The sequence below is a fragment of the Leucobacter chromiiresistens genome (assembly GCF_001477055.1).
GTDB lineage: Bacteria > Actinomycetota > Actinomycetes > Actinomycetales > Microbacteriaceae > Leucobacter > Leucobacter chromiiresistens_A.
Genome location: NZ_LDRK01000036.1, coordinates 1 through 13,248, shown reverse-complemented (window position 1 = coordinate 13,248; position 13,248 = coordinate 1). Strand labels below are relative to the sequence as shown.

General features: G+C 72.7%; 12 protein-coding genes. 4 read left to right on the top strand and 8 right to left on the bottom strand.

Annotated elements, in window-relative coordinates; translation table 11 throughout:
• The first annotated feature begins 116 nt into the window (after window positions 1-116).
• Together NS354_RS07225 and NS354_RS07220 are read left to right on the top strand one after the other, a co-directional pair.
• Entirely contained in the window at window positions 117-485 is a 369-nt protein-coding gene (locus tag NS354_RS07225; protein ID WP_058593897.1) for a DUF2568 domain-containing protein, read from the top strand.
• Between the two features lie 87 nt (window positions 486-572).
• The gene (locus NS354_RS07220) at window positions 573-1,643 is read left to right on the top strand and encodes an LLM class flavin-dependent oxidoreductase (protein WP_058593896.1); all 1,071 of its coding nucleotides are present in this window, start codon (window positions 573-575) and stop codon (window positions 1,641-1,643) included.
• Window position 1,644: 1 nt separating this feature from the next.
• On the opposite strand, the gene NS354_RS07215 is transcribed toward NS354_RS07220, so the two are convergent.
• Window positions 1,645-2,628: a LacI family DNA-binding transcriptional regulator gene (locus tag NS354_RS07215; protein ID WP_058593895.1), complete on the bottom strand. Its 984-nt coding sequence runs from the start codon at window positions 2,626-2,628 to the stop codon at window positions 1,645-1,647.
• Between the two features lie 198 nt (window positions 2,629-2,826).
• Between NS354_RS07215 and NS354_RS07210 the strand changes: the two genes are divergently transcribed.
• On the top strand, window positions 2,827-4,089 hold the full coding sequence (locus tag NS354_RS07210; RefSeq protein ID WP_058593894.1) for an MFS transporter: 1,263 nt from the start codon (window positions 2,827-2,829) through the stop codon (window positions 4,087-4,089).
• A 13-nt stretch (window positions 4,090-4,102) separates the two neighbouring features.
• A complete protein-coding gene (locus tag NS354_RS07205; RefSeq protein ID WP_058593893.1) occupies window positions 4,103-5,761 on the top strand; it encodes an amidohydrolase in 1,659 nt (552 codons plus the stop codon).
• 117 nt (window positions 5,762-5,878) lie between these two features.
• Here the strand turns inward: NS354_RS07205 and NS354_RS07200 are convergent, their stop codons facing one another.
• The 7 genes from NS354_RS07200 to NS354_RS07170 all read right to left on the bottom strand — a co-directional run.
• Window positions 5,879-7,045 carry a C45 family autoproteolytic acyltransferase/hydolase gene (locus NS354_RS07200; RefSeq protein WP_058593898.1) on the bottom strand — a complete coding sequence of 389 codons (1,167 nt, stop codon included), beginning with the start codon at window positions 7,043-7,045 and terminating at the stop codon, window positions 5,879-5,881.
• A gap of 9 nt (window positions 7,046-7,054) precedes the next feature.
• Entirely contained in the window at window positions 7,055-8,176 is a 1,122-nt protein-coding gene (locus NS354_RS07195; RefSeq protein WP_058593892.1) for an endo-type 6-aminohexanoate oligomer hydrolase, read from the bottom strand.
• Window positions 8,173-8,946: an ABC transporter ATP-binding protein gene (locus NS354_RS07190; RefSeq protein WP_058593891.1), complete on the bottom strand. Its 774-nt coding sequence runs from the start codon at window positions 8,944-8,946 to the stop codon at window positions 8,173-8,175. The genes NS354_RS07195 and NS354_RS07190 overlap by 4 nt, the downstream gene beginning before the upstream one ends.
• On the bottom strand, window positions 8,943-9,767 hold the full coding sequence (locus NS354_RS07185; protein ID WP_058593890.1) for an ABC transporter ATP-binding protein: 825 nt from the start codon (window positions 9,765-9,767) through the stop codon (window positions 8,943-8,945). Before NS354_RS07185 ends, NS354_RS07190 begins: the two co-directional genes overlap by 4 nt.
• Window positions 9,764-10,636: an ABC transporter permease gene (locus tag NS354_RS07180; protein ID WP_058593889.1), complete on the bottom strand. Its 873-nt coding sequence runs from the start codon at window positions 10,634-10,636 to the stop codon at window positions 9,764-9,766. The genes NS354_RS07185 and NS354_RS07180 overlap by 4 nt, the downstream gene beginning before the upstream one ends.
• Complete coding sequence (locus NS354_RS07175; RefSeq protein WP_058593888.1) at window positions 10,633-11,604, bottom strand: ABC transporter permease; 972 nt, start codon at window positions 11,602-11,604, stop codon at window positions 10,633-10,635. The genes NS354_RS07180 and NS354_RS07175 overlap by 4 nt, the downstream gene beginning before the upstream one ends.
• Window positions 11,605-11,616: 12 nt before the next feature.
• On the bottom strand, window positions 11,617-13,248 hold a 1,632-nt coding region (locus NS354_RS07170), incomplete at its 5' end, for an ABC transporter substrate-binding protein (protein ID WP_058593887.1).

The following is a 13,248-nucleotide window of genomic DNA, read 5'->3' as shown; positions in this document are numbered from 1 at the left end:
GGGTCACTTCTGGTGGGTGTCGCACTGACAACACCCACCAGAAGTGACCCCGCTCGCACGGGGAGGGGAGGGGACGGAAGGGGAGACGGCTTGCAGGCGAACGGTAGACTGGGCCGGTGACCAGTAGTTCCCCAGCACCCGCCCCGCACACCGCCCACCCGGCGCTCCAGCTCGCGCGCGGCCTCTTCCAGCTCGCCGCCATCGTGATCGTCACGGTGTGGGGGTTCCTCGCCTGGCCGCTGCCGTTCCCCGGCATCCTCACCGGCCTCGGCCTGTTCGTGCTCGCCGTGCTGCTGTGGGCGCTCTTCCTCTCGCCGAAGCCGGTGCTGCGCGTCGACCGCTTCGCGCAGGCGCTGTTCGAACTCTGCCTCATCGCCGCCGCCGTCGCCGCGCTCCTCGCGCTCGGCGTGTACTGGGTCTGGGCCGCCGTCTTCGGCGTCGCGGCCGCCGCCATCGGCTTCATCACGTCGAGCCGCCGCGGGTAGTCGCGGCGCCCCACCGCGCCGCCCGCCAGCGCCATCGCGCCGCCCGCCCCGCGGAATAGCGGGCGTCCGCGCAGCGTTGCCACCGGCATGACCGCACTCCGCGCCGTCGCCGGCGCCACCCCCGACCAGCTCATCCTCGGCCTCGACACGTTCGGCGACGTCACCGTCGACGACGCGGGCGAGCGCGCCACGCACGCGCAGGTGCTGCGCGACGTCGTGGAGCAGGCGGTGCTCGCCGACCGCCTGGGCGTCGACGCGATCACGCTCGGCGAGCACCACCGCGACGACTTCGCGCTCACGTCGCCCGAGATCGTGCTCGCCGCGATCGCGGGGCGCACCGAGCGGATGCTGCTCGGCACCGGGGTGACCGTGCTCTCGAGCGACGACCCCGTGCGGGTGTACGAGCGCTTCGCCACCCTCGACGCGGTGAGCTCGGGTCGTGCCGAGGCGGTGCTCGGCCGCGGATCGTTCATCGAATCGTTCCCGCTCTTCGGCTACGACCTCGACGACTACGAGGCGCTGTTCTCCGAGAAGCTCGACCTCTTCGCCCGACTGCGCGAGGAGGGTCCGGTGACGTGGTCGGGCCGGCACCGCTCCCCGCTCGTCGATCAGCACGTCTACCCGAAGACGGAGCAGCCCGACGGCGTGCGCGCCTGGATCGGGGTCGGCGGCAGCCCCGAGTCGGTGGTGCGCTCGGTGCGCACGGGCATCCCGATGATGCTCGCCATCATCGGCGGCGATCCCGCTCGATTCACCCCGTTCGCCGACCTGTACCGGCGGGCGCAGGCCGAAATCGGTCGCCCTCCCATGCCGCTCGGCGTGCACTCCCCCGGGCACGTCGCAGCGACGGACGCGGAGGCTCGGGAGCAGCTCTGGCCGCACTTCGAGGCGAATCGCAACCGCATCGGGGCCGAACGGGGCTGGCCGCGCACCACGCGCGCCGAGTTCGAGCGCGAGGCCGACACCGGGTCGCTCTACGTCGGGTCGCCCGAGACCGTCGCGCAGCGCATCGCGGCGACGGTGCGCGCACTCGGAGCCGACCGGTTCGACCTCAAGTACGCCAACGGCACGATGCCCCACCGGCAGCTCATGGAGAGCATCGAGCTCTACGCAGCAGCGGTGATGCCTCGGGTGCGGGAGCTGCTCGCCGCGGCGTGAGTCACGCGGGCCGGATCACCCGGGCGTCGTGCACCTCGTGCGTGCCGGGGGCGACGGCTCCGTCGAGCACCCCGAGGAGCAGTCCGACAGCCGAGCGCCCGTACTCGCGGGCCCGGAGATCCACCCCGGTGACCCCCGGAGCCCCGGGCTCGGCGGCCATCGTCGCCATGGTGAGTCGCGGTGCGGGGATCGCAGCGGATGCCTCGGTCGACTGCGCGGCGAGCGCGCGCAGCACCAGGCCCTGGGCCACCCAGACGATGCCGTCGCAGCGGGCGTCGACGGCCCGCTGCATCGTGGCGCGCAGCTCGGCTTCGGAGGGGTCGAGCACCGACCGCAGCAGCAGCGGCGACGCCCCGTGGGCGGCGCACCAGGCGCGGTAGCCCTCGGACACGTCGTGCGCCCAGGCGGGCTCGCGGTCGGCGGGCAGTGCGACGAGCGCGGGCGCGACGACCCCCTCGTCGGTCAGCGCGTCGAGCGCCTCGGCGATGAGCGATCGATGGTCGGCCGCGATCCAGGCCGAGACGCGATCCTGATCGGGGCCGACGTATTCGCCGACGGAGACCAGGGGAACCGGACCGACGCGCTCCACCAGGCGCGGAAACGTGGCGGGCGTGGGATCGACGACGATCACGCCGTCCGTGCTGGGTCTGCGGGCGGCCCCGGGGCTCGTATCGGCGAGGAGCAGGAGGTCGCTTCCGGCCTCCGAGGCGGCGGCTGCCGCGCCGAACGCGAGCTCCATGTAGAACGAGAGCTCGCGCACGTCGTGCGGCACGCTGAGACCGATGGCGCCGTGCCTCCCGCCGCGCAGCCGTTGCGCTGCGCGGTTCGAGACGTACCCCATCGCCTCGGCCTGGGCGAGCACGCGGGAGCGCGTGGCCTCGGAGACGCGCCCGCTCCCGTGGAGGGCGGCCGAGACCGCGGTCTTCGAGATGCCGAGCGCCCGCGCGATGTCGACGATCGTCACACCCGGAACGCTGCTCGCCATAGCCTCAGTGTAGGCGCGGCGGGCGCGTGCGGTGCGCCGGGGAGTTGCGCGACGGGCGGGCGGCCCGTATATTTGCTGACGCTGCGGGAACGTTCCCGCACCAGCACCGCACGAGCACCGCACGAGCACCGCACGAGCATCGCGGCGCAGCCCGTGCGCCCCCAGAGCTCGATCCACCGCACGCGACGAAGGAGTCCCATGTCGAACATCTCGCCCCCGAACGCCGCCGCGAGCGGCCTCGCCGCTCTCACCGGCAGAGTCGTCTTCGGCTTCGTCGGCACCTGGGTCTTCGCGCTCATGGCGGCGAACCTCGTGCCCGTGCTCATCGCCGCGATGGTGCAGGATCTCGGCGTCGACATCGCCGCCGCAGGCGCGCTCGCCACCGGCATGACGGCGGGATCGGCGCTCGCCATGTTCGTCACCAACCGGTTCATCGCCCGCGCCGACCGCCCGAAGCTCGGCCGCATCGGCCTCGTGCTCATGGTGCTCGGCTACGGCTTCCCGGCGGCCGTCCTCACCACCCCCGCGGTGATGATCGGCCTCATCGTCGGCGGCATCGGCGCCGGCATCATGATCGCCACCGGCACCGCCGCGGCCTCATCGACGCGCAACCCCGACCGCACCGTCACCAGCATCATGGTGATCAACCGGCTCGGCGCCGCCGCCCTCCTCGCGATCGCCCCGATCTTCCACAACGACCTGCGCACCGTGCTCATCGTGATCGCCGCGCTCGGCGTCCTCGGCCTCCTCCTCGCCGGCGGCCTGCCCAACCTCCCGGCCAGCGCACTCGACGCGACCGGGGCCGTCGACACCGCGGACGGGCGGGTGCGACGCACCGTCGGCGCCGCCGCGCTCGTCTTCGCCGTGTCGATCCTGCTCTGGTCGCTCACCGAGGACATGGTCTACTCGATGACCAGCGTGCTCGCGCAGCAGTCCGACATCAGCCCCGAGACGAACAGCTCGCTGCTCGCGGGCAAGGTGCTCGGGGGGCTCGTCGGCGCACTGCTCGCACCCCTCGCTCTGCGCTGGCTCGGACGCAGCTGGTCGTTCGCGCTCATCATCGCGATCAGCACGATCACCAAGTTCATCATGGTCACCAGCACGACGCCGGTCGCGTACACCGTGGCGATCCTCGTCTGGGGCGTCATGTACGGCGCGATCCTCGTGCTCTACACCGGGCTCGCCGCGATCATGGACGTCACCGGGCGCACCGGCGTGCTCGTCTCGGGCTTCTACCTCGCGGGGGTCGCATTCGGCCCGCTCGTCGGCGGCCAGCTCGTCGGCCTGCTCACGCCGCTGCAGTACGCCGTCACCGTGACGATCCCCAGCGCGATCTTCGCCGCGGCGCTCTTCGTCATCGCACGACGCAGCCGCAAGTTCGAGCAGGGCAACACCACCGCGGTGCCCGTCGTCAAGGCCGCCGCGGCGCAGCCCGACACCGCACCCGTCCAGCAGCACTGATCCGGAGACCCGCATGACCCACGCATCCCCCTCCCAGCTCCCCGCAGCAGACACCGGCATCGCCGACCGGCTGGTCGTCGCAGACCGCGTCCACACGTTCACGGAGACCCCCGACGGAGCCGGCACGAACGCCGCCGCCAACGCCGTCGCCATCCGCGACGGCCGCGTCATCGGCGTGGGGCGGCGCGAGGAGCTGAGCGCGCACATCGGCGACGGCACCGTGATCGACGAGCACCCGGGGGCGACGCTGGTGCCGGGCCTGGTCGACGGCCACACGCACATCGTCTTCGGGCTCGAGCTGACCCGAGGCGTGCAGCTCACCGACCTGACGCTCGCCGAAGCGCAGGATCGCATCGCCGCCGCGGCGGCCGACGCCGCCCCCGGCACGTGGATCTTCGGCTGGGGCACCGACCCGAACCTCTTCACCGAGACCGGGTTCACCGGCAGGCTCTTCGACGAGGCCGCCGACGGCCACCCCGCCTTCCTCCGCCTGCGCGACGCGCACTCCGCGGTGATCAACAGCGCCGGCATCGAGGCGATCGGCCTCACCGGCCGCGAGACCTTCCCCGACGAGTCGGCCGTCGGCGTCGACGAGCACGGCGCGCCCACCGGGTACCTGCTGGAGCTCGCCGCCATGGACCTCGTGCTGGAGCGCATCCCCGCGGAGAGCCACGAGGAGCTCGCCGACCGCCTCGCGGTCGTGCTCGACGGGATGGCGGCGACCGGCATCACCGGCACGCACGTCATGGACTTCCACCCCGGCAGCCGCGAGGTGCTCGAGATTCTGGAGTCGCGCGGCGACCTGCCGATCCGGCTCCGCTTCTCGCCGATGGTGCCGCCGGGATCGACGCGGGAGGCGCTTGAGCGGATCGCGGCGGTGCAGGGCCAGCACGGCCGCAGGTGGCGCGTCGAGGGCGTGAAGTTCATGATCGACGGCACGGTCGACAACGGGTCGGCCTGGCTGCACGAGCCCGACTGCTACGGGCAGGGCCGCCGCTCCATCTGGACGGACCCCGAGGCCTACCGCGAGGCGCTGCGCTTCTTCGCCGAGCGCGGGATCGCGACGGCGACGCACGCGATCGGCGATCAGGGCGTCGCGTTCGTGCTCGACGCCATCGAGTCGCTCGGCGACACCGCCCGGCGATCCGCGCATCGCATCGAGCACATCGAGACGATCCCCGACGACACGGTGCCGCGCTTCGGCCGGCTCGGCGTCGCCGCCAGCATGCAGCCCATCCACGGAACCCGGCACACGCGCGCCGACCGCACCGACAACTGGTCGGTGCGCCTCGGCGAGGAGCGCGCGGCGCACGGCTGGCGCTGCCGCGACATCCGCGACACGGGCGCCGTGCTCGCGCTCGGCAGCGACTGGCCGGTCACGCCGTACGACCCGCGGGTGATGATGGCCGAGTCGATCCTGCGCTTCCCGGTGGCGCGCCCCGAACTCGCCCCCATTCAGCCCGAGCAGGCGCTCACCGTGCGCCAGGCGCTCGAGGGCTACACCTCGCACGCGGCGCGCGCCATCGGCTCGGACGACGAGGGCGTGATCCGCCCCGGAGCGCGAGCGGCGTTCACCGTGTTCGGCGCCGACCCGCTCGCCGCCTCGGCACTGGAGCTCGCCGAGATCGACGTCGTGGCGACGTACGTGGACGGGACGCCCGCGCATCGGTGAGCGATTCGGCTTCGGTGAGACGGACGGCGCGCCGAACGTCCCACCGAAGCCGGATCCCGCACGGAAGCGGGGCCCTGGATCTGGACCTGGCCCCGGGCCCGGAGCCGGACCCGGACCTCAGCCGAACCGGCGCGCGCCGTGCTCGGCCAGAGCGACGGGCGAGCCCGGGTAGTACTCCAGCTCGCCCGCGACCAGGTCGAAGCCGACCGTGAGCAGCGTCGACCACTGCTCGTGCAACGGCTCCGAGGGATCGGGGCGGAAGCAGACCGGGGCGAGCGCCCCTGCCGCGCCCACCATCTCGCGGGCCCGCTGCTCGATCGAGAGGCCCGCCATGCGGGCGCGCTGCGCACGCACGTGCTCGAGGCGGGTGTACGTCGTCGACGCGTCGCGCGTCGCCTCGCCGGGCAGCTGCTCGGGCGCCAGGAAGTTGTTCGTGTGCACGAGCCACCCCTCCGCGTCGGGGCGCACCGCCGCGACGCGCTCCGAGGAGATCTCGAAGCAGGCGGCGCGATGCTCGGCCTCGCCGCGCGCCAGCACCGTGATGACGGTCGAGGCGCTCGCCCGAGCCGAGCGGATGATCGCCTCCGCCTCGTCGACCGTGGTCGCCTCGTCGAGCACCCGGCGCGCGATCGCGTGCACCGGCACGCCCCCGACGCCGCGGTCGGACGCGTGATGCAGGATGTTGAAGTGCACGGCGAGGCCTGCGTCGTTCACCCCGATCTTGCCGAGCACGCCGAGCTCGGTGAACATCGCGACCCGGCCCACGCCGGCCGAGGCGCGCGCGGTGAGCGGCGCGGCGGCGGGCGCTGCGGCGGCGGGCGCTGCGCCCCCGGCTGCCGCCTCGCGCCACGGCGCATCCGGCGCGTACGAGACGACGAGACCGACCCGGCACAGATGCTCGTGCCAGTCCCACGTCTGGATGCTCTCGGGCGGCGCCCACCCGGCCGGCGCGAACACCGCGGTCGAGCACTCCCCCTCCGCGTCGGGCGCGACGACGGCCAGCACCTCCGTGCGCGCGTTCAGGGCCGCGAGCCGCCAGAGCGGCACGTCGGCGGCGAGCGCCGTCGCCTCGAGCTCGTCGGCGAGGTTCGGCGCCCAGGCCCGGAGCGCGGCGAAGCAGCTCTCCGCGATCTCGCGCACCCGGGCCTCGGCGAGCCCGCGCACGGCGAAGAACCCGAGGTATCCGTCGACGGCCTCGCGGATCTCGACGCCGAAGCGCGTGCCGAGCTCCTCGCCGCGCTCGCGCGGGCACACCCCGGTGAGAGTTGCGGTGATGATCTCCATCGCCATCCCCTACTTCGCCGCCTCGAGCAGCGCATCCCACATGACCTCGGAGGCGATCGCGCCGAGCGCGGTGGCGTTCACCGACAGCCGGCCCCGCGACGAGCCGGGGCTCGCGGGCAGGTCGATCTCGTCGGTGGTGACCGCGAAGAGCGTGTCGCCGTCCATGTCGGTGTGGAACGGCTGGATGCCCCGGTGCATGGAGCTGTGCACCTGCTTGGCGAACTGGTTCAGCTCGACCGCGCTCATCTTCACGTTCGTGACGACCGCGCTGATCGTGGTGTTGCCCGCCTGGGTCTCGGCCGCCCGGTGCTCGGCGAATGCCTCCGCGTAGTCGTGCACGGGGTGTCGGCGCTCCCCCGTGGCGGCGTCGTAGTTGCCGCGCACCACGCGCCCGGCCCGGTCGAGGATGACGCCGACCGGATTCGGCACGACGATCGCCAGGATGCGCACGTCGCCGATCTGCCGGAACGCCGCGCCCTGCCCGGTGATCTCGGTGCGCTCCCAATCGACCTTGCCTGACGACGCGCTCATGCCCGCGCCGGCGCGCCCCTGCGCGAACTCGCCCTCGACCGCGAACTCGAACGCGGCCCGGCCGAGCTCCCGATCGGGGTAGACCGACGTGGAGCGCGCCGAGAAGTCGTAGATGATCGCCGAGGAGACGAGCTGCAGGTCGGCGAAACCGGTGCGGTTCTCGAACCGCTCGAGCAGCGCGTCGCTCACGCCGGCGCCCGCCTCGAGCCCGTACACCGAGCCGCCCGCGAGGCAGATGGCGTGGTTGAAGTCGTAGCCGCCCGAGAGCCCCACCGCGCCGCCGCGGGCGTCGACCGCGGTGCGCGCACCGGCGGGCAGGTGGATCACGGTCGCGCCGGTCGGCCCCTCGGCGTAGTGCGCCGAGCCGACGCGCACCCCGGGGAAGTCGAAGGCGAGTCGCTCGCGACCCTCGCTGCGCACGGGAACGAGCGCGAAGTCGTCGTTGCCGGGACCGCCGAACACGGGTGTGCCGGCGAGGCGCGGGGCCGGGTCGACGGCGATGCCGCGGTCGAACGCGGCGAGCGCGTGCGCGGGCACGGGTGCGGGCCCGTGCCCGGTGGACTGGTCGGGCGCGTGCTGGTCGTGGGATGCGGTGTTCACAGAGTCTCCAGGAGTTGTTGCGAGTAGGGATGCGACGGGGCCGCGAAGAACTGCGCGGTGCCGGCGGTCTCGACGAGGTCGCCGCGGAACAGCACCGCGACCCGATCCGCCACCCGCTGCACGGCTCCCAGGTCGTGGGAGATGAAGAGGGCGCCGAAGCGGTGCTGCTGCTGCAGCTCGCGGATCAGCGCGAGGATCTGCATCTGCACCGCGACGTCGAGCGCGCTCACCGCCTCATCGAAGACGATGAAGCGGGGCTCGGTGACGAGCGCGCGTGCGACCGAGACCCGCTGCCGCTGCCCGCCCGAGAGCTCGTGCGGGTAGCGGTCGGCGAAGCCCGGGTTCAGGCCGACGTGCTCGAGCATCTCGCCGACGCGCGTGCGCTGCTGCTCCCGGTCGAGATCGCGGCGCGCCACGGTGAGCGGCTCGCGCACGGACTCGCCCACACGGCGGCGCGGGTTCAGCGACCAGTGCGGGTGCTGCAGCACGGCCTGGATCTTGCCCGCGGTCGCCCGGCGGGAGCGGCTCATCGGCCGCCCGAGCAGGCGCACGTCGCCGCTGTCGGGGGCGCGCAGCCCCAGTGCGACGGCCGCGGTCGTGGTCTTGCCCGATCCGGATTCGCCGACGAGGCCGAGGGTCTCGCCGGGCGCGACGCTCAGGCTCACCTCGTTCATGGCCCGCACGGTGCGCCGCTTCGCGCCCGCCCCCGACGTGAACGACACGCTCACGCCGCGCATCTCCAGTACGGCGTTCTCAGCTGCGACGCTCATGCGCGCTCCTCCCCTTCGCGGCTCGCACGCGGGCGCGCCGGGATGGCGGCCACGAGCGTGCGCGTGTACTTGGCTTCGGGGGCGTCGAGCACCCGCGCCGTCGGCCCCGACTCGACGATCGCGCCGCGGTGCATGACGACCACGCGGTCGCACCACCGGCGCACGGCGCCGAGGTCGTGGCTGATCCAGATGAGACTCGCACCCGAGCGCCGCACGAAGGCGACGATCAGTTCGAGGATCTCGTCGCGCACCTGGGCGTCGAGCGACGCCGTGGGCTCGTCGGCGATGAGGATGCTCGGCTCGCGCGCGATGGTCAGCGCGATCGCGATGCGCTGCGCCATGCCGCCCGAGACCTCGTGCGGGAAGAGCCGGAGCACGCGCTCGGGCTCCAGGATGCGCACGCTGCGCAGCAGCTCCACCAGCGAGTCGGCATCGGTCGGCCGGCCGAGCGGCGCCAGGGCGAGCTCCAGCTGCCGCCGGATGCGCATCGTCGGGTTGAGCGACGCGATCGGATCCTGCGGGATGAAGCCGAGCGACTCGCGCCGCACGCGGCGCACCTCGTCGGGGCCGAGCGACGCGAGGTCGCGCCCCAGCACGCGCACCTCGCCCGCCGTGATGCGGCACGAGCGGGGCAGCATGCGCCCGATCGCCTGGGAGATCGTCGTCTTGCCCGATCCGGACTCGCCGACGACGGCGACGAGCTCGCCGGGGGCGATGTCGAGCGACACGTCGTCGAGCGCGCGCGTCACGCCGAGGCGCGTGCGGTACTCGGCGCTGAGGCCCGACACCGATACCGATGGGGCGGATTCGTGAGCGGTCATACGAGGCTCCTCGTCTCGCGGGGGTCGAGGCGGTCGCGCAGCGTGTCTCCCACGAGGTTGATCGCGAGAATCGCGAGCACCAGCACGACCGCGGGGGCGAACAGCAGCCACGGCGCCTGCACCATGTAGCTCGACCCCTCCTGGATCAGCAGTCCGAGCGACGACTGCGGCAGCTGCACGCCGTACCCGAGAAAGCTCAGGCCGCCCTCGACGAGGATGCCGACCGACAGCGCGTACGTGCCCTGCACGGCGATCGTGCCGCTGATGTTCGGCAGCACGTGGCGGAACAGGATCACCGGCGCCGAGACGCCGCTGATCTGGGCGGTCGTCACGAAGTCGCGCTTCGCGACCGCCATCGACGCGGCGCTCACCATGCGCGTCATCAGCGGCACCGTCACGAGCACGATGCTCGCCAGCGCCGCGACCTGGCCCGGACCGACGACTGCGGCGATCAGAATGGCGAGCACGATCGACGGGAAGGAGTAGAGCACGTCGACGAACCGCATCACGCCCTCGCGCGTCCAGCCGCCGAGGTAGCCCGCGATCATGCCGAGCATCACGCTGATGACGGCCGTGCAGAGCACCGCGACGGCCGAGAGCACCAGCGTCGTGCCGATGCCCTCCAGCAGCCGCGCGAGCACCGAGCGGCCGAGGGCGTCGGTGCCGAGCAGCGCCGCACCGGAGGGCGCGCTCAGCCGCGGACCGACGATCTTCGCGGGATCGCCGGCGAACGGCACGACCGCCGCGACCACCGCGATGCCGACGATCGCCGCGAGCGTCGCGATCGAGGCGATGAACAGCCCGTCTCTCGGCGGGCGCACCGACGCGGCCCGCTTGCGACGGACGAGGGGGAGGGAGTACGTCGTCATGATCCTGCCTTCCCGGTGACGGCGACCCGCGGATCGAGCGCGCTCGTGATCAGATCGAGGACGAGGCTCACCACGATGAACACGGTCGCCGCGAAGAGCACCGACGCCTGCACCACGGCGAAGTCGCGGCGGTCGAGGCCCGTCACCATGAAGGAGCCGAGGCCGGGGATGTTGAAGATGGTCTCGACGATCACCGCGCCGCCGAGCAGGTAGGCCGTGATCGTGGCGAGGAGCGTGAGGATCGGAATGCCCGCGTTGCGCATCACGTGATGGCGCACGATGTGCCACGGCGTCTCGCCGCGCGCCACCGCCGCCGCGATGTGCGGCTCGACGAGCACGTTCATCACGGCGTCCCGCGTGGTGCGCGCCGCTGCCGCGACGCAGAACACCGAGAGCACGACGGCCGGGAGCAGCAGCGCCTGGAACGTGGGGCCGAAACCGGTGCCGACGCGCGAGAAGCCGCCGACCTGGATGCCGAGGGCGAGCCGCGAGAACACGAACACGACCACGCTGCCGAGCACGAACTCCGGAACGCTGATGCCGAGGCCCGAGACGATGCGGCCGACCGCCCCGCCGCGGTGCGCGCCCGAGCGCACGCCCGTCCACACGCCGAGCGGGATCCCGATCACCACGGTGATGGCCAGCGCCATCGCGGTGAGCAGCGCCGTGACGGGGATGCGCGCGCCGAGCTCGACGCTCACCGGGCTCTGCGTCACGAACGACGTGCCGAGGTCGCCGGTGGCGATCTGCCCGATCCAGGAGAAGTACTGGAGCACGAGCGGCTGGTCGAGCCCGTAGGCCGCGGCGAGCGCCGCGCGCTCCTCGGGCGACGCGAGGGGCCCGAGGATGATGTCCTCGTAGCTGCCCGGCATCAGCCTCACGGCGGCGAAGATGAGAATGGAGACGCCGAGCAGGGTGACGAGCGCGCTCGCCACCCGCCCGGCGGACCATCGGAGCTGCTGCAGCATGCCGGTCGCTCGCTACTCGCCGGAGGCCGGAGTCGCCGGGAGGCGGTACGAGGCGATGTCGCGGAAGATGTCGCCGTACCCCTCGTTGCTCTGGATCGTCGGGCTGAGCGCGGCCGAGTCGTAACCGATGATCGAGGGCCGGTGCACGAGCGGAACGATCTCGGAGTACTCGTCGGCGCTCGCGCAGAGGTCGGCGAGCACCGTCTCCCGCTCGGCGGAATCGGTCGCCTCGGCGCCCGCGGCGATCAGCTCGTTGAGGTCCTCGTGCACCCCGGTGAAGCCGACGTTGAAGCCCGCCTGCTCCGGGTTCCACCACTTCGTCACCATCGACGGATCGACGTAGCCGGCGAACCAGCCGAGCGACAGGTCGAAGTCGCCCGGCTGCGCCGTGAAGACGCGCGCGTTGTAGGTGGCGGTGTCGAACTGCTCGATGTTGACGGTGACGCCGATCTCGGCGAGCTGCTGCTGCACGAGCTGAGCGATCTGCCCCATCACGGGTTCGGAGGTGTACACGATCAGGTCGAGCGTGGTGCCGGCCGCGTCCGACGCCGCGATGACGTCGCGCGCCTCGTCGAGGTCGGCCTGCTCCGACGGCAGGGCGTCGACGGCGCACGCGCCGGGCAGATTGGACGGAGTCACGCCCGTCGGCGCGGATTCGCCCGCGAACACGATGTCGGCGATGGCCTGACGGTCGATCGCCGTGTTGATGGCGAAGCGCACGTCCTGATCCTGCAGCGGCGATCCCTCGATCTGGGAGTTCACGTTGAGGTAGTAGAAGTCGCTCTGGGTCTGGTTGACCACCTGCACGTCGCCGGCGTCGGCGAGCTGCGTGAGGGCGTCGATGCTGCCGAAGTTCGCGAGCCCGGCGCTGCCCTCGCGGAGGGCCGCCTGCCGGGTGGTCTCCTGGTCGACGATCTGCAGTTCGAGGGTCTGCACGGCGAGGTCGTCGCCCCCGCGCCACCCCGGGTTGGCCGAGAACGTCCACGACTCGTCCTGGCGGTGCGCGTCGACCACGTAGGGGCCGGTGCCGAGCATGGTGGTCGTGAGGTCGACGCTGCCGTCGGCGATCTCCTGCATGGGCAGGATCGCGGCAGGGGTGTTCGCGAGCGCCGCGAGGAACGGCGCGTAGGGGCTGCTCAGCCGCACGGTGACCTGGTCGTCGCCGGTCGCCTCGATCGATTCGACGGGGCCCATCTGGCCCGACCAGACGCTCGCGCTGTCGATCTGGCGCTGCAGGCTGCCGACGACGTCGTCGGCCGTGAGCGCCCGCCCGTTCGAGAAGGTGGCGGTCGTGTCGATGGTGAAGACGTAGGTGGTGTCGTCGGGCTGCTCCCACGAGGTCGCGAGTTCGGGCTGGATCTCGAAGTTCTCGTCGGTGGTGACGAGCGTCTCGTAGACGAGGCCCATGATGCTCCAGGATCGGGCCGTCTGCGCCGTCGCCGGGTCGAGGCCGTCGGCTTCGCTCGTGTCGTAGTCGAGCTGCACGGTGAGGGCGCCCTGCCCGTCGAGTGCGTCGTCTGCCACGGCGAGGAAGCCGGGGGCCGCCTCCTGCTGCTCGCCGGCGCCGGTGCCGGCCGGTGCGGCGCAGGAGCTGAGCGCACAGGCGAGGCCGAGCGCGAGTGCGGCGCCCGAGGCGACCCGGGC